This window comes from Enterobacter cloacae complex sp. IR5459, from assembly GCF_049238005.1.
In the GTDB taxonomy this organism is placed as follows: Bacteria; Pseudomonadota; Gammaproteobacteria; order Enterobacterales; family Enterobacteriaceae; genus Enterobacter; species Enterobacter hormaechei_C.
This window is the reverse complement of record NZ_JBMKIG010000009.1, coordinates 181,932-203,253: the sequence shown is the minus strand read 5'-3', so window position 1 is coordinate 203,253 and position 21,322 is coordinate 181,932. Positions and strand designations below refer to the sequence as shown.

Here is a 21,322-nt window from a genome sequence, read left to right as displayed (position 1 = left end):
CTTAGGTCGTCTGGAATGAAGTTGTGATTAGAATCTTGATCTTCAATATCCCTTTCAATAACACCTAATTCACGCGTTATTGACAGCAGTGGAAGTTCAGGGCAATTTTTTATTGACACCGGGGAAAGACAGGAACCTAATTTGGTAAGTTCCCAACTTCGGGGGATTTCACCAACCCATTCATAACCCGAGTTAACATAACCTTCATATTTTGGCATTAAAGCGAAATTAACCATTAATTTTTTCCTTACTCTTCTGCCACTTTTAGACCCAAAATTTTGGCAATTAACCCCTCAGACTTTTCCTCTAGATTTATTATATCTGTTGCTACGTCTTCTGGGCTTCGCAGTGGCTTGTGATGATAGAAATACCTGTTAAAGCTAATTTCATAGCCAATTTTAACGGAATCCAAATTAATCCAGGCTTCATCCACATGCGGTTTTACTTCATCTAGGAAGTATTGGTAAATACTTTGTTTCAATGGAACAGATTCAGAGTCACGAAGTTCACTGTTACTCTCATAAATAATGAATTCACCTTTTTTTCCACTTGGGAAGTAGCCAAAATCAGGTAAGTCGTCCGCTTCGCATTCATAGCGGGTAAGCAGTTCATCTAGTTTTTCGCCACTTAGCTTAACGACTTTTTTAATCACTTTTTTTGCAGACTCGTTATACCAGCTAACGGCATTCAAGATGGCATTCTTCTCAGATGCAGATAATTTTACATCGTTTGCTTTAAGTGATTTATCGACAAGACTCGTAAATTTATTAAAATCATCAAATTCATTATCGCCAATGTCAGACATCAAGTTTTGAGCGGTTTCCATAACGGTTCTAAGTGCCAACCAATGCTTGACATCAAGTAGTTTTGTCCTGGCTTTTGCATTTAAGCTGATTTCGTTCTCGTCACACCAGGCTAAGATTTCTTTCTCAATGGATTTCAGGAAACTCTTTTTCTGATCACTGCCGAAACCTGTGTTTTTATAGATATCATCACCATATTCGGCGTACAAGTGTGTCATGACGTCGCCAAGCTGTCTATCAAAACGCAATGGTGCAATAGCATCCTGAGTAAAGCGTGCTTTACGTCGGTCTGGACGTTCAATGGTGACTTTATAGTAACCAAAGTCATCATTGCTAAATACCTTGCTAGCAATACCAATAGGGTCGTTGTTTGTATCTAACTGTCTTTCAAAATCTATGCAGGAAAGGTAGGTATCGGTGATCTCTGCAATATGCTCAGGTGCAAATTCACAGTTTTTATTGCCTAAGTTTTTACGCAGTTTACGATAGAGTAAGCTCGCATCAATCAGTTGTACCTTGCCCTTACGTGAGGCAGGTTTATTATTATTGAGAACCCAAATGTAGGTAGTAATTCCTGTGTTATAGAACAGGTTATTCGGTAATTGAACGATGGCGTCCAGCAAATCGTTTTCGATAATGAACCGGCGAATATTACTCTCACCACCGCCCGCATCCCCTGTAAACAAGGATGAGCCATTGTGAACAGATGCGATCCGGCTACCAAGCGGGCTGACGCGGGGATCTTTCATCTTGTTGACCATTTCCATTAAGAACAGTAACTGGCCATCACTTGAGCGCGGTGTGGCATCGACTACTTCAAAACTACCCCAATAGTCTTTCAGGCTCACTTTAAAGCGAGGGTCAATAACATCACTTCCGTCTTTGATGTACTTTTGCTCCGATGCCCAACTTTTTCCGTAAGGCGGGTTGGACAACATAAAGTCAAACCGCAAGGATGCAAACTCGTCTGTAGATAGTGTAGAGCCTACTTTGATGTTTTCAGGGTTATTACCTTTAATCATCATGTCTGATTTACAGATTGCGTAGGTTTCGTCGTTAATTTCTTTACCGTACAGATAGATATCCCGGCTGTCATTAGGGTACTTCTCTTCAATGAAATTCTGAGACTCAGTCAACATACCGCCACTACCACAGGCCGGGTCGTAAACAGTCATGGTGAGTGGAAGTTGGTCCTTGACTGGGTCAAAAACCAAGTGCGTCATCAGCTCGATCACTTCCCTGGGCGTAAAGTGTTCACCGGCTTCTTCGTTGTTTTCTTCATTAAACTTGCGGATTAACTCTTCGAACACATAGCCCATACCCAAATTGGAGAGGGCTGGCATCTTATTGCCATCGGGATCTTCAACAGCTTCTGGCGTTAAGTTGATGTAAGGAGAAACAAATTTTTCAACCACATCCAGTAGAACTTGCTTCGAAGCCATGTGGCGAATTTGTGATTTAAGGTTAAAGCATTCAATGATTTCTTTAACGTTGTCGCTAAAGCCAAGTAAGTACTCTTCAAAGTTTGCCAAGAGTATTTGCTGGTTGTTCGTTGCGGTGTTAAACAGTGACTTCAATGTCCACTTTGATGTGTTATAAAACACATAGCCGCTGGCTGCCTTTAAAGGCTCATCATCCAGCTCTGTAGCTTGCATCTCTTCTTTTTGGAACTTAACTTCCGCCAACACTGCTTCCTTGGTGGGTTCTAACAAAGTATCCAAACGGCGCAACACCACCATAGGCAGAATCACATCGCGGTACTTACCGCGAACGTACACATCGCGTAAGCAATCGTCAGCAATGTTCCAAATAAAAGAGATAAGCTTGTTGTGTACACTATGATCCATTTCTTTTCCTAATCACTACTCGTTATTTTATATCTAAAGTGAAGTGCTAAATTTGGCCTGCATAACCGTTGGTATACCCACAACAAGATGCAAATAGCCAAAGCTAGTTTCGAGTTAGCCAAGTTTAACCAAGTAAGCTCCATAGTCCAGTCATAAGCTGATGGGGTATCCGCGTTGCTGGCGAACCACCGCACTCTCTGAAAGCACACTCAATCGCTGGTGCACACGCTGCGCTGAATGAGATAGCGCAGCAGGAGCGCCCTGCCCGTCCCGCCAGCCGATACGCTCATCGATAAGCCAGGAATCAAAACGATCCCGACTATTTTTCAGGCTGTTATAAAACCCGACCACTGTCTTTCCTGCTCCGAAATGGGGATAAAAAAGCGCAATAGCCTCTTTCCATTTCTGAACCACCAGTCCCACTGGTGGTTCAGATTTACCGTACTTCGACAAATACCACGCCACTTCAAGCAAATCGTCTTCCGAGCTATTCAATGTTACGTCCTGTTTTTCCAGCGTAATTCATCACCAGATTATGTCTGAAAAGATCGTTAACTAAACTGATCAGGTTAGTTGTTTTAGCAAAAACATCGCACACCGGTTTTCACCATCAACAAGCACTACACGCAACCAACAACACAAAAAGGAAAACCCCATGCCCCCACACAAAATCCGCCAAGAGTGGCTGACACTGGATGAGGCCGCAGAAGTCATCCGGCAGCACAACATCACGTTGCTGCCCGCCGACCTGATCCGCCATGCCCTGCACGGCGATCTGCCACTCTCTGTCTACTTCCCCTCCCCCGTACTTCTGAGACCACTCAATCCTCCTTGCCGCTTTGCCTGCCGATTCAGCAAGCCACCCTTTCCACCTTCGCAGTGCAACAAACCCGGCAACCGGAAAGTGATGGCGAACTCTCCACCATGCAGACGCGACCCGACTCTGCAACTGACCACCAGCCATCTGTGGAATTTGCCGTTAATTGGCCTTGAGCGCCTGCTGCTCCACCAGCAACTGGCGAAAACGTTGAATCGTCCTTGCCCCAAAGATACCCACTGCTGCAACCAGATTGGCATTGTGGTCTGCGATGAGAACGACAGCTACTACCAACTCTGTTGCCGCAAATCGTTGCGGGAGCTTTTACTGGAACTGCTCGCCACGCAAAATAACCTTCAGGAAGAGCTGCATCTGCTGATTGGCCAACTATATGGTAATGGCCGCAATGACCTGAAATCCCGACTCAGTCTGTCCGTCTGCTACCTGCAGGACACGCTGCCTCCTGACGCACTGTTCGTTATCCGCCGCACTCATCTCGAGGCCTTCCTGACCCGCCATCAGCCGGAATCAAAGGAGCGGATCACTTCCGCGCTTTCGCGTTTGCTGTGGCTGGCCTGCAAGCACAACCCACAACTGGACGATGAAATGCTGGAGCATCCCTACAAACTGCTGAACATTTTCGAATGCTGGGCGCGTGAGGAAGGTATGCATCTGCCGCTGAGCCCCGAGACGTTGAAAACCGCACTCCAGCGCGGCGCACCGCCGTAACGCGATCAACTAACCCTTTCAACTAACAACTCTCACTACCCCGGATAAGGATTTTTACTGCCTGGCAGGGACGCTGCTGCTTTGATAACCACGCCCATCGTGCTGATGTGAACGAATCTGGACACAGGAGGAATGGTTATGAATAGCGACAGATTTTTACGCTTACGCCAGGTGGAAGATAAAATCGGCTTCGGTAAATCGTGGATTTACCGGCAAATCCAGCTGCAACAGTTTCCGCCATCCATTCGACTCAACAGCCGCCACGTCGCCTGGCTGGAAAGCGAGGTGGACGCGTGGATCCACCAGCGCATCCGGCTTACCCGCGATGTCTGAATGCCGGAGGAAGATTATGTGCGCTTCACACCTGCTCAACCGCTGGCTTCACGGCGTCAACAATACCGGAGAACAGGAGATGGTCCAGGTCAGTCTGGAGCAAATCCAGCCGTTCTCCCTCAATCCCCGCGTCACTCGCAACCCCGGCTATGACGTGCTGAAGGCGTCAATTCTTGCCCGTGGGCTGGATAACCCGCCGGTGTTGACCCGTCGCCCCGATGATGAAAAATACATGCTCGCCAGCGGCGGGAATACGCGCCTCGCGATCCTCAATGAACTGTGGCAGGAGACACAGGATGAGCGTTACCACCGCGTCTGCTGGCCGTTCAGACCGTGGCCGGAAACGCTGTCACCGCAGCAAGGCGAAGTCCAGTGCCTGATCGGCCATCTGGCGGAAAGCGACCTGCATAACGGATTGATGTTTATCGAACGCGCGGAAGGGGTCCTGCACCTGCGTGATCTTTACCACGAGGCAGGCATTGAATGCGTGACGCAACTGGCGCTGGCGGAACAACTCACCCGCGACGGCTATCCCGTCAGCCAGTCGCAAATCAGCCGGATGCTACAGACCGTCGACTGGTTGCTGCCCTGCATCCCTAACGCGCTATATGGCGGTCTGACCCGAAAGGTTATCGATCGCCTGCTGGCACTACGTAGCGCAGCGGAACAGGTCTGGGTAAAGCTGATGCCACTGGAACGCCAGCCCGAATTTACCGACCTGTTTAGCACCGCCCTCGCCACCTTCAACGGCGAGCCGGAAGCCGTGGTACCGCAACTGGTGCAGGACGAACTGCTCGGCGAGATGAGCTGTCGCAGCGGCATAAGCTGGAATACGTTGCTGGCGGAACTGACCGATGGACAGAGCAAGCGGCAGGCGCTGCTGGGGGCCCCCGCCGAAAAGGTCCTCTGGCCGCCACCGCCGGAAGCGGAAAAAGCACCACTACCAGAGCCTGAACCGCCAACTGAACCCGCAGCGCCCGGCGAGACAAAGCCCTCGCCGTTGGTGCATACGGCACGGTCACTGTTTGCCAGCTGGGGACTGGACGCCTGTATCCAGCGGGACGACAGTGCTCCGGCCGGTTTCACCCTCGCGCCCTGCCACGATTTTCCCCACCCGGCGGCACAGCGCTGCTATCAGGTGCTGGCGGCCCTGAATGGTGACACCAGTACGCCGATGCCCGCCCTCGAATTGTTGCTGTCGCCGGACTACGACAACGCTCAGATCCAGCAACTGATGCAGCTTATCAGCCTGTGCCGCCAGCGGCGGCTGCGGGAGGTTCGCCATGACGCCCTCAGTTAACCAGGCGGTGCTCACCCACATCGTCCAGGCGCTGAAGGAGGGACAGATCCGCTACTGCGAATCGCTGGGCTTCAGCCCGCAAGAGCTGTGCGAGCTGTCGCGCCTTACCGCCGACGACATCCTGTTTCTCAGCAACAGCGCGGTGCAGTTCATCACCACCCACATTGACCACGAGATGCTGGGCCGGATGCTGGCGAGAATGGAGCAGGAGCGGTTGTTCCAGCAGCGTCTGGAGGAAGCCCTGTCGCTCGGTGCGTCCATCGAATTCATCAACCACTACTTTGGCCTTTCCACGCCGGAGGTCTGCGCCCGGCGGCGGCTGATTGGCCTGTTTGTCCGGCAAGGGCGCAACAATGCTCCCGATGAGCAGGTGGAAACGCTGGTGTGGAACGAGTGGCAGAAAACGGGCGTGAAAAAGCTCGACTCACCCGAAGCGCTGACCGTCATGATGGCGATGGCCCGCGAACACGACCTGTCGCTGACGGTTATCTGGAACCTGCTGCGCCAGTGGACTCAGGAGAAGCTGCTGCATGAAGAGTGACGATCGGCTGCTGTTTCTCGGCAACCCGCAGCAGAGCGTGCCGAAGCGCCTGCTGCTGGCGCGCAACCTCTCCCCGCGAGACAAGTTCGCGTGGCAACTGCTGCGCCTGCACGCCCGCGACGACGGCAGCGGCATCTTCCCCTCCTACAACGAACTGCAGGGCTGGCTCTCCGACCAGCCTGAGGGCGAGAAGGCCTCGCGCAGCACTGTCAGCAATGCGCTGATGATGCTGCGGATCACCCGCTGGCTGAGCCTGTGCCAGCGAATGCGCGACGAGCAAAGCGGTAGGATCACCGGCAACCTCTACGCCTTGCATGATGCGCCACTGACTCATGCTGATGCCTGCCGGATGGACAGCGAATATCTGGCGCTGCTTACGGCCTGTTCCCGCCACCACAACCGGCGTATCCGCACCATTGCCATCGGGTTACTGCTCACCCTGCAACAACCTGTGGACAGTGGACGAACCTGCACTGAGTCTCCATTGAAGACCGCCCCTGGTCTTAATCGAAGACTCAGTAAAAAACGCCCGAGTCTTCAATTAAGACTCAGTGATGTGGCGGGGGCTGGCGGGCAGCCGGAGCCGCATTGCGTACATACTGGTACAGATTTAAACAATAAACATCAAAAGCGTACGCAACTGCTGCACTGGCCTGTGGATAATCCCTTCAGCGCTAGCGAGCGCCGCGCCGCCGAACGCGCGATGCGCAATCTGGATCCCGACCTCTGCCAACAGGTGCTGGACGACTGTCTGTGGCGGATCGCCGCCCACGATATCCACCGCCCCCTCGCCTATCTGCTGGCAACGCTGGAGAAAGCCAGACGGGGCGAGTTCAATCAGCTTCGGCGCAGGCGCAGATAGCCCTGATTTTATGCGCACCGCATAAAGCCGGTGTACCAGCTATCAATCAAACCTCATTCATCGGCGAAAATAACTTTCTGTGAACCAGATGGGTTTCCCGTCGCCTGACTCATTGCGCGGACCGACACTGCGGGCATCTGAATCCATGGAGAATTTCCGATGCCTGGCACAACCCTGTTCAGCGATATCCGCATCACCCTGCACACCCGCGTCGCCGCCCGGCTTTGGCAGGCGCATCCCACCGGCATGCTGCTCTGTCTGGCGTTACTCAGGCGTCTGCTGCGCGCCGAAGAGGCCGACGATCCGTGGGCCGCCCACTGGCTGAAGCAACTGCGCATCCGCCTGAACCTGATCGCGCACCTGCTGAAGCAAAAAAACCGTCGGCTGGACCAGGCCTTCGCCAGCCTGTCGGGCGCTATCCACACCACGCAGGTCAGTAACCCGTCCCCGACCGAATTCATCCTGCCGCTGGCGCTGTTCTCACCGCCCGGCTCACGCCTGCTTCAACAGTTGATTGATTACGATCTGCTGGTCCGCCGCACCCTGCTTGCCTGGCATCTCGGCCTTATCACCCAGGCGGAGAAGCGCGATTTCATTGCCACCATCCCACGCCTGATGCTCCAGGTCTTCAGCTTCGTGAACCGCTTTCGCACCACCGGCGTGACCCGCGCCGACGTGCGGGCGAACAGTCCGCTGGCGCAGACGATGGCGCATAAGCTCGGGAATTTGCCCAAAAAGATGCTTGCGGAGATACAGCGCGATGTTCAATGACGATGATGATGAACGCTCCGCCCGCAAAAGCTCGCTAAAGGGCCTTTTAAAGGCCTTTAAGGGTAAGGGAGAGCTGCTAGCGCTGGTGCAGGAATTACGGGAGGCTCGGATACAACTGCAACAACGTCAGCTGATGCTGAAACAGGCGGTGTATGAATTGCCGGGGCGCAACATACCGCTGATCCTGTGCAGCAACCCGGCGCGCTCCGGCGTCAGCTATCTGCGCTGGCGCAATCTGGACAACAACCGTTCGGGAGGCGTGGCGTTGCAGGAAGCCATTCAACAGCCTGACGTGAGCGATGAACTACGCGACGCGCTGATGGCGCTCGAATGGCGGCGACAGGTGCTGAATACGCAGCTTTCGATGGTGATGTTTATGCTGCGGCGGATACGGCCGTTAACCACGCTGGTTTAAAATTTTGCGCAAAGTTAAACCCTGAGTGTCACTTTAGCGAAAATTTTAAACTCACCTCATGCACCTAAAAACAGGCACTATCCGCTTAATGCACGTTTTAAGGTGCAATTTTTACCTTCTCCCTCCAGTTTCTCCTATCGCCTTATCCCTTTGGCACACCATGCTGAACTCCCTTTCACCGGAGACAGCCCATGCAACTTTACCTGTGCGAAAAACCCTCTCAGGCGCGCGATATTGCCCGTGTGCTTGACGCCCGCAACCGCAGCGATGGCTACCTGCATAACGCCACCGTGACCATCACCTGGTGCTTCGGCCATCTGCTGAGCATGGCCGCGCCGGAGGATTACGATCCGGCGCTGAAACACTGGCGGGCAGAGCATCTGCCGTTTATTCCCCCGACATGGCGGCAGGTGATCCGCCCGGAGGTGCGCAAGCAGTTTCGCATCATCGAGAAGCTACTGAAACAGGCGGATGCAGTGGTGATTGCCACCGACGCCGATCGCGAAGGCGAAACCATCGCCCGCGAAATTCTGGAGCAGTGCCGCTGGCGCGGTCCAGTCCAGCGACTGTGGCTGTCGGCGCTGGATGAGGCCAGTATCCACAAGGCGCTCGCTGCGCTGCGCCCCGGCGACAGTACTTTCCCGCTGTACCAGGCCGGACTGGCGCGCGCCCGCGCCGACTGGCTGGTCGGCATCAATATGACCCGCGCCTGCACGCTGATGAACCGGCGGCACAAGGGCGTGCTCTCCGTGGGCCGGGTGCAGACGCCGACCCTGCGTCTGGTCGTGGAGCGCGACCGGGAGATCGTTCGCTTCACGCCCCGCCCTTACTGGCGCGTGGATGCCCGGCTGCACACTGAGGGAACTTCCTTTCTGGCGCAGTGGCAGCCGGATGGCGCGTACTGCGATGACGAGGGGCGCTGTATCCGCGAATCCGTCGCCCGCAAGGCCGCTGCGCGCCTGCAACAGGCCGGCACCGCGCGGGTGATGGATGTCACCACCAGGCGGGAGAAAACGCCGCCACCGCTGGCCTTCACTCTCAGCGCCCTGCAGCAGGTCTGCTCAAAACTGTGGGGCATGGGCGCACAGGAGGTACTGGATATCGCTCAGCGCCTGTATGAAACCCATAAAGCCACCACCTATCCGCGCACTGACTGCGGCTGGCTGCCGCTCTCCATGCACGCTGAAGCGCCGCAGGTGCTGGCCGCGCTCGTTGCCAGCGACACCTCACTCCAGCCCCTCGCCACGCAGCTTAATCTGCAGCAGCGCTCCCGTCTGTGGGACGACAGCAAAATCACCGCCCACCACGGTATTATCCCGACCCGTAAAACGATAGATCTTACGCAGCTAAGCGACAATGAGCGCAAGGTCTACGGCCTGGTACGTAGCCATTTTCTGGCGCAGTTTCTGCCGGATCATGAGGTGGACAAAACCGTTCTGCGCCTGAACTGCGCCGGGGAAACGCTGGCTGCCCGTGGATCAGTAGTGATTGTCAGCGGCTGGCGGCAACTGTTTTTGCGCGAGATGGCAACCCAATCGCCGGAAGAAACGCAGGCGCTTCCAGCCCTTCAGCAGGGACAAACCTGCGAGGTGGAACAGGTGGACGTTCGCGCCCGCCAGACTCAACCGCCGGAGCACTACACCGAAGGAACGCTGATTGCAGCGATGAAAAACGCCGCCCGTTTTGTCTGTGATGAGCGCCTGAAACAACGGCTGAAAGAAAACGCGGGCATCGGCACCGAAGCCACCCGCGCCGGGATTATCCAGACGCTCCTTAAGCGCGGTTATCTGATTAAGCAGCGCCGCTTTCTGCTGGCAACGGATACCGCCAGCGCGCTGATTGACGCGCTGCCGGAAACACTGAAAGATCCCGGCACCACTGCGCTATGGGAGCAGATGCTGGATGACATCGCGACGGGGAAAATGGAGCTGGAGGCGTTCCTGGTGCAGCAGCAAGAAACCGTTACAGCGCTCACGGCTCAAATAGTCAGAGGCCAGAAAAGCGCCTCATCAGGTTAGCAAAACGCCCGGCGTTTGCCGGGCGAGAAAACAACGTCAGTCAACGATTACGGCTTATGTTCAATCGCCGGGTTGTTGTTGATGGCGATGCGCTGCGGTTTCTCTTCTTCCGGGATGTCCTGATGTAATTCAATCGCCAGCAAGCCGTTTTCCAGCGAAGCGCCGGTCACTTTCACATGCTCCGGCAGACTATAGCTGGCCCGGAAGTCGCTGCGGCTGATACCCCGATGGATCCACCCTTCTTCACCGTTTTCGGTTTTCTCCTCTTCACGTTTACCACTGATGTTCAGCTGACCGCCAACGGTTTCAATTTCCAGTTCGCTCTCTTTCCAGCCCGGCACGCTGAGTGTCAGTTCATAGCGGTTATCGCCCAGTCGCCGGATATTATAAGAAGGCGTGGAGGGCAACGGCGTACTGCCGGTTAGCTGGCTAAAAAGGCGATCGATGCGGTTAAAACGGTCCGCAAACAGAGAGTCGGAGAGATCGTGTAATACAGGAAAAGTTCTGAGAGTCATCATGTACCTCCTGAACAGTAAAAAAGAATATTCAAAAAGTTCATGTCTTGTGGGCAGTGTTCCTTACCCGCTTTCTATATGAGGTTACTGCACAATATTTCAACTCACCGAAGCGCAATTTTGTGATTAAAATCACATATCTTCCGCTCAGACTGTCACGGAAATTATTCAGCCACCGGTAACAAATCTCGCTGTCCTCTCACCCCGAAAGCTGTTGCTGTAATGCCGTTATCAACAAAACCCGCCATGCATTCCTGAAACGCGGAGGCGCACAGCGCGGAATGCCCGTACTGCCAGTAACTCTGAGGGCTTGCAGCCCATGAGCCAAACCCGAAGCGGGGCATCCCCGCGCATGGGGCCTCCGCACCTTTCAACACGGAGATACCACCATGAACGATACCCACTACTTCAACCTGTACACCAGCGGTCTGGGCTATCTGAACCGGATCCGGGAAGTGACCCCGAAAAAAGGCGAACCGTTCCTGTGCTGCGACATTGCCGCACTACGGGGCGAAGCCAGCAACGCGGAGCACACCTGGTTCGACTGCCGCGTCAGCGGCAAGGAAGCGCAGAAACTGGTGCGCCGCTGTATCGACGCCTGCGAGCAGAAACGCAAGGTGCTGATCCAGTTCCGCCTCGGCGATCTGTATGCCGACACCTTTGTCTACAGCAAAGGCGACCGTAAAGGCGAAACCGGCGTCAGCCTGAAAGCCCATCTGTTGCACATCGGGCTCATCAAAATTGACGGTGAAGAGGTTTATCGGGCAGAGCGCGAAGCTGAATCCCAGCCAGCGCCTGCCACACCGCCAGCAGAGCCTGTAGCGCAGTTCTGACGCACAGCATTCACCCTGCCGGGGAAATTCCCCGTCGGGGCGTTTCCCTGGCCGTTTACCGGAGAGACGCATGATGAATACCGTATTGAATTCACGCGAAGAAGCCCTTAACCGAGGCAAACTGATTAACCTTGATGACGAGGCGCTGGACGCTGGCTTGCCGCTGGATCTGGCCATTACCCTTCCGGCCCACAAGCACTGTCTTGAAGACCGGAATGACAACGCCATTAGGGACTTGCTGAAAGGTGTTGAAATGGCAGCGGTAGTGGCCTTTATCTCCCACCAACCGCCGCAGCGCACCATTCGTATCGATTACCGCTCGGTGCTGACGGAGAAAACCAACGGCAGCACTCAGCAGCAAACCGTCAGGCTGACGTTACGCGTTCATTTTTCTGAGCAAGGCATCCCCATCGCCGCCACGCTGGGGCTGATGGGGGAAAGATTCCCTTACTGATCTGATTTTGCGCCCGGAGTAACGGGCGCTATTTTTTGACGCCGCAAACAATTGTCGATAGTTCCTTGTCCTCTCATCCTGCACGCTCCTGTCAAAGCCCTGTGGAGGATACGATGAAACGACTGCTGACAGCTCTGCTCCTGTTTATTTTCAACGGCGTGGCCGCCGCCTCCCCTGCAACGCCAGAAGTCGTCCGCTACGATCGCTATCTGCTGGTCAGCACGTCACCGCAACAGCCGCCACTCGAACAGCTTACCGCCCTGTCCGTTCCGCCAGGTTTTCACCCGACGGTAGGGGAAGCATTGCAATACCTGCTGCGCGACAGCGGCTGGTCTTTGTGTCTCGCCGATGCGCGCCGGGCGCAGCTTTATAGCCTCCCGTTACCGCTGAGCCAGTACCACACCGGCCCGCTGCGCCTGAAGGCCGCCCTGCAACTGCTGGCGGGCCCAGCATGGCACATGACCACTGACAAACACCGCCGTGAAGTCTGTTTCGCCAGCGACCATTCCCTCCCCCCGACGGTGGCTTACCGTCATCCCGTGTCCCTCCGCCCTTTGGGGCCGTTAACGGCCCCGTTTTTTTTCGCCGGGACCGTACAGCGCGGTGATATCCGCCTGGCGGTGATTGTGCCGCCGGAGGCCATTTACCTCCATCAAGTGGTGTGGCTGCGCACGGGGGAACAGTGGCGCGGCTGGCGGCTGGAGCGATTTGATGAGCGCCGGGCCATATTCCGCCACGGCAAACGCCAGCTAACGCTGAAAGTACCGGAGTAAGCGATGAAACGCCTAGTTCTTCTGTTACTGTTCACCGCCAGCGCGTGGGCGCAACCGCTTCAGGTGCAGACCAGCCAGAACGCGGACTCTGCTCTCAGACCGCTGACCACGCAACAGCAGGCCACCGTCTGGGGCGTCACGCCGGAGGAGTGGCAGCGCTATCTCACGCTGAAACAGCAGGCGCGCGGCGTCTGGTCGCCGGGGCTCGATCCGCTGACCACGCTGGGCGTCGAAGCCGACACAGACCACGAACGTCAGCGCTTCGCCGAACTGCTGGTCAGGCAGGAGTACCTGCGGCTGGAGAAAGAACTCGCCTTCCAGCGTGCCTATGACGCGGCCTGGCAGCGCCTGTATCCGGGCCTGACACCGCTGAAAACTACGTCCACCAGTACCGCCCGCGTTTCGCTGTTCGTCCAGGAGGACTGCCCGCCCTGTGACAGCCTGCTACGTACCCTGCTGTCGCAGCAGCGTCCGCTGGATATCTGGCTGGTCGGAAGCGAAGGCGATGATAACCGGGTGCGCCGCTGGGCGATGGCGCACGGCATTGACGCAAAACTGGTGGGTAAACACAGCATCACACTTAACCACGACGCGGGCCGCTGGCTCCTTTTGGGGCAGAGCAAAATCCCGGTGGCGCTGGAGCGTAAGGGGGAGCAATGGCGCGAGGTCCTGCCCTGATCCTGCTGCTGCCCTGCCTGGCGCTGGCGCAGCCGCTGCCAGAAGCGTACCTGCGCGCCGCAGAGCATTTCCACGTACCGCCGGAACTGCTGTGGGCCGTCACACAGACCGAAAGCGGGGCAAACCTGAGCGGCAAGCATCTCCCGTGGCCGTGGACGCTCAATATAGCCGGGACTGGCTACCGCTACGCCAGCCGGGAGCAGGCCTGTCAGGCGCTGCTGGCCGCCATCCGCCGTACCAGCCCGAAGCGCATTGACGTGGGGCTCGGGCAGATCAATATCGGCTGGCACCGGGCGTATTTTGACTCTCCCTGCGACGCCCTGCATCCCCTGCAAAACCTGTCGCTCACCGCGCAACTGCTGCGTCAGCGCTACGATGAACGTCCCGGAAGCTGGCTCAATGCCGCCGCCCGTTATCATCGTCCCGCTGGCGGCGCGCCCGCCGCACGCTACCGCAAACTGGTCAGCCGCCACTTCCAACAGGAATCCCCGCCATGAGCCGCTACGCGCTGGAGGCGCTGCTACGCCCACCCGTGGAGTTTTACAGCACCGTCACCGCCAGCTGTGGCGCGTTAATCTGCCTGACGCAGGCCCCGCTGCTGATGCTGACGCCGTGGCAGGCCCGCCTGATGGCCTGCGCCATGGTGCTGCTGGCCCTGCGACGCGGCTGGCAGGGCTGGCAAATCGTGCGCTACCACCGTAACCTCCTGCGCCTGCCGCGCTACGCGATCACCAGCAGGAAAATCCCGGTCAGCCGCCAGCGGCTGTTTCTCGGTAAAGGCTTTCGCTGGCAGCCCATCCATACCCAGCGGTTATACGACTGCCTGCAACCGGAAGCTGCGCGCTGGCTGCGCCCCGGATGGTGTTACCGCCTGGCAAGACACATCGAAAAACGCGGCGAGCATACCCTGCCCGGCCTTACCCGACTGCTCAGTGCCGACCGCTGGCTGAACCCGGTACGGCCGCTGCCGCCCGTCGGCGGTAATCCGTGGCTGCATGGTGTGGAACTGAGAGAGAGCGAGGTTACCCTGCCACTCGGGGAACGTCCGGGCCACACGCTGGTGCTCGGCACCACCCGCGTCGGCAAAACCCGGCTGGCGGAACTGCTTGCCACCCAGGACATCCGCCGTGGTGAGGTGGTGATCGTCTTTGATCCAAAAGGCGACGCGGATCTGCTGAAGCGTCTGTGGACAGAGGCGCAGCACGCCGGACGCGGCGACCGCTTTATCCTGTTCCACCTGGCGTATCCGGAGATCTCCGCCCGCTATAACGCCATCGGGCGCTTTGGCCGCATCTCGGAAGTAGCATCGCGCCTCACCGGACAGCTTTCCGGCGAAGGCAACTCGGCGGCCTTCCGCGAGTTCGCCTGGCGCTTTGTAAACATCATCGCCCGCGCTCTGGTGGCGCTCGGCCAGCGCCCCGATTACCAGTTGATCTCTCGCCACGTCGTCAATATCGACGCCCTGTTTATCGACTATGCCCGCATCGTGCTGCCGCGCCACAACGCGCGGGCATGGGAAGTGGTGGCGCAACTGGCGGAACGTATCAACGATAAAAACACCCCGCGCCATATGCTGGGCCGCGATCCTCACGTGGTGGCGCTGGAGCAGTACCTCAACGCAGAGAAATTTTACGATCCGATCCTCGACGGCCTGCTCTCGGCAGTGCGCTATGACAAAACCTACTTCGACAAGATTGTCGCCTCGCTGTTGCCGCTGCTGGAAAAGCTGACCACCGGCACGCTCGCCGCCCTGCTCGCCCCGGACTACCACGATCTCGACGACACGCGCCCGATCCTCGACTGGCAGCAAGCGATCCGCCAGAAAGCGGTGGTGTATGTCGGGCTGGATGCACTCTCCGATGCAGTGGTTGCTGCCGCCGTCGGTAATTCAATGTTTGCCGATCTGGTGAGCGTCGCCGGGCATCTCTACAAGTTTGGCCTGAATGATGGACTGCCCGGCAACAGCGAAAAACCGTCGCCCATCAACCTGCACTGCGATGAGTTTAACGAACTGATGGGCGAGGAGTTTATTCCGCTGATCAACAAGGGCGGCGGCGCGGGCATTCAGGTCACCGCCTACACCCAGACGTTGAGTGATATTCAGGCCCGCATCGGCAGCGCCCCCAAGGCAGGCCAGGTGGTCGGTAACTTCAACAATCTGATTATGCTGCGGGTGCGCGAAAACGCCACCGCCGAGCTGCTGACGAAGCAACTACCACAGGTTGACGTGCGCAGCCGTCAAGTCAGTTCCGGCGTCACCGACACGCCGGGCGGCATCAACAGCTTCAGCAGCAATACCCGCGAGCAGGTGGTCACCCGCAATGTACCGCTGCTGGATACCGCCGCGTTGATTCAACTTCCTAAAGGCCAGGCCTTTGCCCTGCTTGAGGGCGGGCAGCTGTGGAAAATTCGTCTGCCACTGCCCGTAACAGATAAGCACAGCCCACTACCGGAGTCCGTCGCGCAACTGGCGGCATGGATGCAGGCGCGCCAGCAGGGGCTGCCGGAATGAGTGAACAACGACCTCCTCCGTCACGCCCGGCACAGGGACCGGTTGGCTGGCTACTGTCTCTGACCGGGCGGCTTATCGGGCTGGTTATCGGCGCGCTGGTTCTACGGTTCTTACTGGAGCTGGCAGGGCTATATTTCTGGTGGCCGCAGGAGGGGAGCAGGCACGCTTTTCAGGTGATGAAGCAGGAGCAGGCTGAACTGGTTATTGCGTTGCAGCCGCACCCTCTGGGGAATGAAATTCTGGTGCTGCTGGAAAAAGGGGGAAATCGCGTACTTATGGCCAACAGGCTCCTTCAGAAACCGTTCACCGCCCTGGCCTATACGCTGGTGAGTTTTATGCTGCGCCTGGTATGGCTTGCCGCCATGCTCCCCCTGCTTTGCCTGTGTGCGGTAATAGGGCTGACGGAGGGACTGGTGCAGCGGGATTTAAGACGGTTTGGCTCCGGGCTGGAATCCGTTTTTCTCCACCGCTATGTGGTCAGGTCCGGCAGTTCAGTCGCGACAACGCTTTGGGTTTGCTATCTGGCGCAGCCGCTGTTTCTACCTGCGAGGTTAGTTTTATTACCAGCCACCATATGGTTTGGAATAACGTTATGGATGGTGGCAGGTAGCTTTAAGCGCTGGTTGTAAGCCGCTCAATACAACTCCCCTTATTTTCGACTGCAGGACCTCATTGCATCGATTTACTTGAGAGTGGAAGAAACTAATGCATTTTGTAATATTAATGTTTAATTTTTTTTCACGCAATACAACCACAAGTTTAATAAATAATTTATCAGCTAAAAACTGTGACCTTATGATGGTTAAACATCATCAGTCACTATGATTTTAAACTATGACAAAAGATAAAATATGGTATCATCAACCTATTACCCTTATTGAGTCACGTAAGCTTTTAAGGTTTCTATGCTTATATTTTTCACTGCCATTATTGATGCCATTCACATTTTCTGGACTTGGTTTAAAACTAATTCAGCACCAATTGGAGGGCTTGCTACGGCCCTTGCCTTTCTTGCAACCGCCTGGGCTGCCCATGAAGGAAGAAAAAGTGCTAAAGCGGCCTTTTGTGCCTTAAAAACATCAGAAGATGCTTTAGATGAAACCCGAAAAAATTATCGCAGCGACGCCTTCAATCAGCGTTTTTCTTTATTATTAGCACAGCACAATAATTATCTAGAAAAAGTTAACGAATTTGCTCGCTCTGAATCAGGCTGGGGGCTTATTAAAAAAACATTCGAATCAGATAAACATTTTGAATCCTTTAGTGATATGAGTGGACATATCATCCTAAGTCCATACATGCGTATTTTATATCACACTCTTAAATTTATTGATGAGGATTATTTTGGTTCTAAAAAAGATATAACAGGAAGAAAAAAATACACCTCTCTTATTAGATCACTTATCAGTAACGATATTTTGTTTTTGATCGCAGTGAATTCAAGCTATATTTTCAGAAATGGAACTAAAAATCAATACTATAGGTATCAATTCCTTTTGAAACAATTTGATTTTTTTGAGCACGCTGATTTTTTTAGCATTTATCATCAAAATGATCTTACCAAAAAAAATGTGATGGAAAACCCTTTTTTAAGGATAGAAGAGGCTGCTGGATCATGCTTTTACAGATGCACAAAAGAAGGTGGGTATAATTCCATTACAGAGTTTGAACCAACGATTCGCATGCCAACCATTGTAGCTTATATATATAAAAACCCACATCAATCCTTTGTAATAAATTGGTTCAATGCCTCTCCTGTTTTTTTGTTAAATAAGTTTACGGAAAAAACAGACAAAAGGAGTTACAAAGAGATTTTTAATTATTATTTTGCTTCTAGCTACCTAGGCTGTTATATAGACAATAAAATGCCATCGTTAAATTCACCATTTGATGAGGCAGGAAAACAAACCTTAACTCCAGAAATTTTAAAAAGTATTATAAGAGCAGTTAGAAAGGGGCGGCTTATACATTCAGATGCTGATTACCTTAGATTAATAAGGTTAATGAAAGATAATAATTTTGTTTTATTCCACAATAAGTTTGAGTCACTCTATTATAGAATAGAAGAATATAACAATACAATTGCGAGAAAAAATGACATTTTATTTCGTGATAGATTTGAGCCTGTGAAGTTAATGGCGAGAAAAATTTGTATTTATGAAAAAAATCTTCGTAAGCAATGTGTAAAATAATTCGAAAAACCTTACCTTTATTTTAAAGCATCAGGTAAGGTTTTTATTATTTTTCAAGCCGGAGTTTTGAAGGAATAATGATATCTCGAAAGATGCACGTTCTTTAATTAAAAGAAAACAAAACCTCCTGTATTAATATTTAGCTAAACGGTTGTTAGCATAAATATTAGCCTCAGCTTTCCGATAGTGACTGCTAATCACTCATAGCGGCCTTGCTGTGCGTCGGTGGTACGCTTCGTGCCAGATGTGGAAATGCATGCTTACTGCACCTTGTTAATCTAAAGAGTGCTCACCACGGATTTTAATATCATAGACTGTTTTTATAAGGAGCTCTTCGTGTATTTTTCTTACACCTCGCCGTGATATCCAAAAGTAAATGAGTAACATAGCATATCGGAATGTAAGTTGATTAACCTCAATATATATAACAAGCTCATATGCCTCAGATGCATCGAATATTGAAATTTCATTAAAATCCAAATGGCATTTTTCAACCCATGCACTCAACTGGTTTGTCTTATCAACAGGCGCGCGCTGAATGATTCGAATCGCTCTATAAGATTTAGGGACAAATCCATAATAAATTGGATTTGCATCGTTTGAATCCCAAAGGCTTAGATTAAATAACCTATGATTATCTTTAAGCTCAAAGTTATGCTCTTCTAGTACATTATTTAATGAAGGGCATAGCTCTATAATTTCCCTTTCATACTCTTCACCTTTCTCTCGGTCAGAATAAAGCTCGTGTATCTTATTTTGCCAAAATTGGTTAACGGTAAATTTATTATCAAGTAGCACAATTGACTCGTCGAATTGATTTATCATAAATCCCCCACGACTTTAAATGCGTATCCTTTTCTAATTTCTACATCCACCCTTTCAGACCGGGTATTTCGCACCATAAATGTTTTTTTCTTTTCAGCATAGACACCTCCGGCATTGACGGCCTCATCAATGAATAATCCGGCATCCTTAAAAGCAACCGTTCGTAATGATGCTTCTCTTGATGATATAATATTCGTCAGTCTAGCAAGCATATTTTTTCCCTCAGAGCCAGTGGGAGCTCGCTCACCACTCCAAGGAACAGATTCCTCGAGAGTTGCTCCCTGCGCCTGAATTCTGCCGCGATGCAAAGGGCCAGAATTACCTTTTCCAAATTTTTTCTTCTTATTCATTTTAATAGTATCCATTATTCTGAAAAAATGTATTTTTTTGCAATTTCGCTCGCCGTTTTTTCCATGCTGGGATATACGGTTCCTTCCGTTATATTAAGTAACGCCAGCTCTTTGAGAATACTCTTCTTGTTCGTAATATTAACGCGATCTAATGGAAAATCTTCAGTTGTTTCCGGCAATACAGCATCATGACCAAATAAAAGAAAAGCACCCGACTGTGACTGCATACGCTCATTATTTATTCTGGCTTTCAAGAATAAAATCTTACTCAAATCCTCTGGTATGATATTGTTTCTGAAGTAACTTTTTTCGACCTGAACGTAATCAACAAGTTTATTAAGAAGTTCATCGACACCTAAACTTTTTTTATTTGATTTTTTTGACAAACGTTCTAATAATTTAAAAGGCATAAGCGAAAGATTAGCAATACAGCTAACCAGATCTGAATCGTAGAACTTTATATTATTTCTGTGTGTTGAAAATGATATAACTTGACCATAATCCATTTCATTTTCATTACATGCAAAATAAAGCGCTATTAATGGGTTAGAGGTTATATCTAGTAACCTCGTTGGTAATCCATAATGCTGCATTCTCACCAGTTTATCTATAGTATATTCATCAGTTCTAAATTCGACTGGTCTTGCTGTAAGTAATTCACGCACCATTATTGATTCAGAATCAAGGTATTTATACGTTCCGGATTCGTTTTTCCTGAATAAAGAGGGAACTAATTCATAAGTGTTTTTCGAATGACCTCTGTAAAATTTTTCTTTCCCGGGTTCATTATTTTTATTAACAAAGTCGAGAAATGATCTGATATCAGAAACTTCGTCATACTTATTTTTAATGTCGGTAATATGAAGTTTTTTATTTGCTTTTTTATTTAGACCTTCCAAGCCGAGCTCGGAAACGGTTAAATTAAGGTCCTTATCTTTCACGGCCCAATGAGTGCGACTCAAACCAAATGTACCAAGTTCAAGCACGTTTTTATAAAGTTCAGTCTTAGGATTTGTTATTTCACCAAAGTCGTGTTTAATCTTAAATTCATAACAAATGTCATCACCAGACTTAGTTAAATTCCGAATTTCACCAACACGAATTCGAATATATCTTTTATTATCTGTTACATCCTCTTTGCAATATACCTCTGTCATAAACAGCACAGGTAATTTTGCAAGAAAAGATAGAGTTTTGGAACTAATCGGCGTCAGTGACTTATATATATCTGTGGGTGTACCTTCAAACATTCTTGATAATGAAAAACTATCACGTCCTTCATTAATTTCTGGATCCATAGATTGCCACCTGTCGAAAACGTCAGGCTCACCACCCATAATGAGATTAAACATTCTAACATCCTGATTTAGATTAAAATATTAATATCATTCATACATTAGGCTATTTTGTCTTAACAAGCTCTGCATGTCCATGGATCTCTTTCCCTCAATCGCAGTTTAGCATGCAAGTCAGTATCGCATACTACGACACTCTGCATATATCGTATGCGTTAAAACAAGCATAGATCCGCACGCCCTCCCCTCCCCCCACCTTTTCCTTATCCACTATATAGCGTCTAGGTCAACTGAGAGAGCTACTACATATGGTGTTCCGGCCTGGCGTGCTCCGTTGCCTAGGCTGAAATCCGGAACCTAAACTGCATTAAAATTCGTATTTGTTCGAAAACTTACGCAAAAAGGATCCCGCGTCGGATGTTTATTTTCAATGCAATCATGCCCTGAATGACACACAAA

Annotated in this window: 21 protein-coding genes and 2 pseudogenes; 16 read left to right on the top strand and 7 right to left on the bottom strand. The window is 52.1% G+C overall.

Annotation, left to right across the window (positions count from 1 at the left end):
• The 3 genes and pseudogenes from ACOTX4_RS19030 to ACOTX4_RS19020 all read right to left on the bottom strand — a co-directional run.
• A pseudogene (locus ACOTX4_RS19030) lies at positions 1 to 236 on the bottom strand (restriction endonuclease subunit S); the annotation flags it as partial.
• Between the two features lie 11 nt (positions 237 to 247).
• A complete protein-coding gene (locus ACOTX4_RS19025; RefSeq protein ID WP_058656287.1) occupies positions 248 to 2,650 on the bottom strand; it encodes a type I restriction-modification system subunit M in 2,403 nt (800 codons plus the stop codon).
• A 186-nt stretch (positions 2,651 to 2,836) separates the two neighbouring features.
• Positions 2,837 to 3,145 (bottom strand): annotated as a pseudogene (locus tag ACOTX4_RS19020) (HNH endonuclease); the annotation flags it as partial.
• A 160-nt stretch (positions 3,146 to 3,305) separates the two neighbouring features.
• Between ACOTX4_RS19020 and ACOTX4_RS19015 the strand changes: the two are divergent.
• From ACOTX4_RS19015 to ACOTX4_RS18980, 8 genes are all read left to right on the top strand, one after another.
• Positions 3,306 to 4,196, top strand: a complete 891-nt coding sequence (locus tag ACOTX4_RS19015) for a hypothetical protein (RefSeq protein WP_032214551.1) — start codon at positions 3,306 to 3,308, stop codon at positions 4,194 to 4,196.
• Positions 4,197 to 4,334: 138 nt separating this feature from the next.
• The gene (locus ACOTX4_RS19010; RefSeq protein ID WP_001561320.1) at positions 4,335 to 4,529 is read left to right on the top strand and encodes a helix-turn-helix transcriptional regulator; all 195 of its coding nucleotides are present in this window, start codon (positions 4,335 to 4,337) and stop codon (positions 4,527 to 4,529) included.
• Positions 4,530 to 4,545: 16 nt separating this feature from the next.
• On the top strand, positions 4,546 to 5,829 hold the full coding sequence (locus ACOTX4_RS19005) for a ParB family protein (protein ID WP_058656286.1): 1,284 nt from the start codon (positions 4,546 to 4,548) through the stop codon (positions 5,827 to 5,829).
• A complete protein-coding gene (locus ACOTX4_RS19000) occupies positions 5,813 to 6,370 on the top strand; it encodes a DUF2857 domain-containing protein (protein WP_058656285.1) in 558 nt (185 codons plus the stop codon). Before ACOTX4_RS19005 ends, ACOTX4_RS19000 begins: the two co-directional genes overlap by 17 nt.
• On the top strand, positions 6,360 to 7,232 hold the full coding sequence (locus ACOTX4_RS18995; RefSeq protein ID WP_058656284.1) for an STY4528 family pathogenicity island replication protein: 873 nt from the start codon (positions 6,360 to 6,362) through the stop codon (positions 7,230 to 7,232). Before ACOTX4_RS19000 ends, ACOTX4_RS18995 begins: the two co-directional genes overlap by 11 nt.
• A gap of 159 nt (positions 7,233 to 7,391) precedes the next feature.
• The gene (locus ACOTX4_RS18990) at positions 7,392 to 8,003 is read left to right on the top strand and encodes a PFL_4669 family integrating conjugative element protein (protein WP_058656283.1); all 612 of its coding nucleotides are present in this window, start codon (positions 7,392 to 7,394) and stop codon (positions 8,001 to 8,003) included.
• Entirely contained in the window at positions 7,993 to 8,418 is a 426-nt protein-coding gene (locus ACOTX4_RS18985) for a DUF3158 family protein (RefSeq protein ID WP_058656282.1), read from the top strand. The genes ACOTX4_RS18990 and ACOTX4_RS18985 overlap by 11 nt, the downstream gene beginning before the upstream one ends.
• A gap of 191 nt (positions 8,419 to 8,609) precedes the next feature.
• Positions 8,610 to 10,436, top strand: coding sequence for a DNA topoisomerase III (locus ACOTX4_RS18980; protein WP_058656281.1), 1,827 nt, complete (start codon positions 8,610 to 8,612; stop codon positions 10,434 to 10,436).
• Between the two features lie 47 nt (positions 10,437 to 10,483).
• On the opposite strand, the gene ACOTX4_RS18975 is transcribed toward ACOTX4_RS18980, so the two are convergent.
• Positions 10,484 to 10,954: an Hsp20 family protein gene (locus tag ACOTX4_RS18975; protein WP_023182588.1), complete on the bottom strand. Its 471-nt coding sequence runs from the start codon at positions 10,952 to 10,954 to the stop codon at positions 10,484 to 10,486.
• Positions 10,955 to 11,340: 386 nt separating this feature from the next.
• On the opposite strand from ACOTX4_RS18975, the gene ACOTX4_RS18970 reads away from it, so the two are divergent.
• From ACOTX4_RS18970 to ACOTX4_RS18935, 8 genes are all read left to right on the top strand, one after another.
• Positions 11,341 to 11,784, top strand: a complete 444-nt coding sequence (locus ACOTX4_RS18970) for an STY4534 family ICE replication protein (protein WP_058656280.1) — start codon at positions 11,341 to 11,343, stop codon at positions 11,782 to 11,784.
• 70 nt (positions 11,785 to 11,854) lie between these two features.
• Entirely contained in the window at positions 11,855 to 12,238 is a 384-nt protein-coding gene (locus ACOTX4_RS18965; protein ID WP_058656279.1) for a hypothetical protein, read from the top strand.
• A gap of 113 nt (positions 12,239 to 12,351) precedes the next feature.
• On the top strand, positions 12,352 to 13,011 hold the full coding sequence (locus ACOTX4_RS18960) for a pilus assembly protein PilL (protein WP_058656278.1): 660 nt from the start codon (positions 12,352 to 12,354) through the stop codon (positions 13,009 to 13,011).
• Between the two features lie 3 nt (positions 13,012 to 13,014).
• The gene (locus tag ACOTX4_RS18955; protein ID WP_058656277.1) at positions 13,015 to 13,689 is read left to right on the top strand and encodes a TIGR03759 family integrating conjugative element protein; all 675 of its coding nucleotides are present in this window, start codon (positions 13,015 to 13,017) and stop codon (positions 13,687 to 13,689) included.
• Positions 13,668 to 14,186 (top strand): transglycosylase SLT domain-containing protein, encoded by a 519-nt coding sequence (locus ACOTX4_RS18950; RefSeq protein WP_058656276.1) that lies wholly within the window; start codon positions 13,668 to 13,670, stop codon positions 14,184 to 14,186. The genes ACOTX4_RS18955 and ACOTX4_RS18950 overlap by 22 nt, the downstream gene beginning before the upstream one ends.
• Positions 14,183 to 16,201 carry a type IV conjugative transfer system coupling protein TraD gene (traD, locus tag ACOTX4_RS18945; protein WP_058656275.1) on the top strand — a complete coding sequence of 673 codons (2,019 nt, stop codon included), beginning with the start codon at positions 14,183 to 14,185 and terminating at the stop codon, positions 16,199 to 16,201. Before ACOTX4_RS18950 ends, traD begins: the two co-directional genes overlap by 4 nt.
• Entirely contained in the window at positions 16,198 to 16,830 is a 633-nt protein-coding gene (locus ACOTX4_RS18940; protein ID WP_058656274.1) for a DUF4400 domain-containing protein, read from the top strand. Before traD ends, ACOTX4_RS18940 begins: the two co-directional genes overlap by 4 nt.
• Before the next feature lie 276 nt (positions 16,831 to 17,106).
• Positions 17,107 to 18,393: a putative phage abortive infection protein gene (locus tag ACOTX4_RS18935; RefSeq protein ID WP_058656273.1), complete on the top strand. Its 1,287-nt coding sequence runs from the start codon at positions 17,107 to 17,109 to the stop codon at positions 18,391 to 18,393.
• 273 nt (positions 18,394 to 18,666) lie between these two features.
• Here ACOTX4_RS18935 and ACOTX4_RS18930 read toward each other — a convergent pair whose 3' ends face one another.
• From ACOTX4_RS18930 to ACOTX4_RS18920, 3 genes are read right to left on the bottom strand one after another with little or no spacing between them, the layout of a single operon-like run.
• Positions 18,667 to 19,218 (bottom strand): hypothetical protein, encoded by a 552-nt coding sequence (locus ACOTX4_RS18930; protein WP_058656272.1) that lies wholly within the window; start codon positions 19,216 to 19,218, stop codon positions 18,667 to 18,669.
• Positions 19,215 to 19,568 (bottom strand): hypothetical protein, encoded by a 354-nt coding sequence (locus ACOTX4_RS18925; protein ID WP_063938099.1) that lies wholly within the window; start codon positions 19,566 to 19,568, stop codon positions 19,215 to 19,217. The genes ACOTX4_RS18930 and ACOTX4_RS18925 overlap by 4 nt, the downstream gene beginning before the upstream one ends.
• A 14-nt stretch (positions 19,569 to 19,582) precedes the next feature.
• Complete coding sequence (locus ACOTX4_RS18920; RefSeq protein WP_063938096.1) at positions 19,583 to 20,920, bottom strand: FRG domain-containing protein; 1,338 nt, start codon at positions 20,918 to 20,920, stop codon at positions 19,583 to 19,585.
• Positions 20,921 to 21,322: the final 402 nt, after the last annotated feature.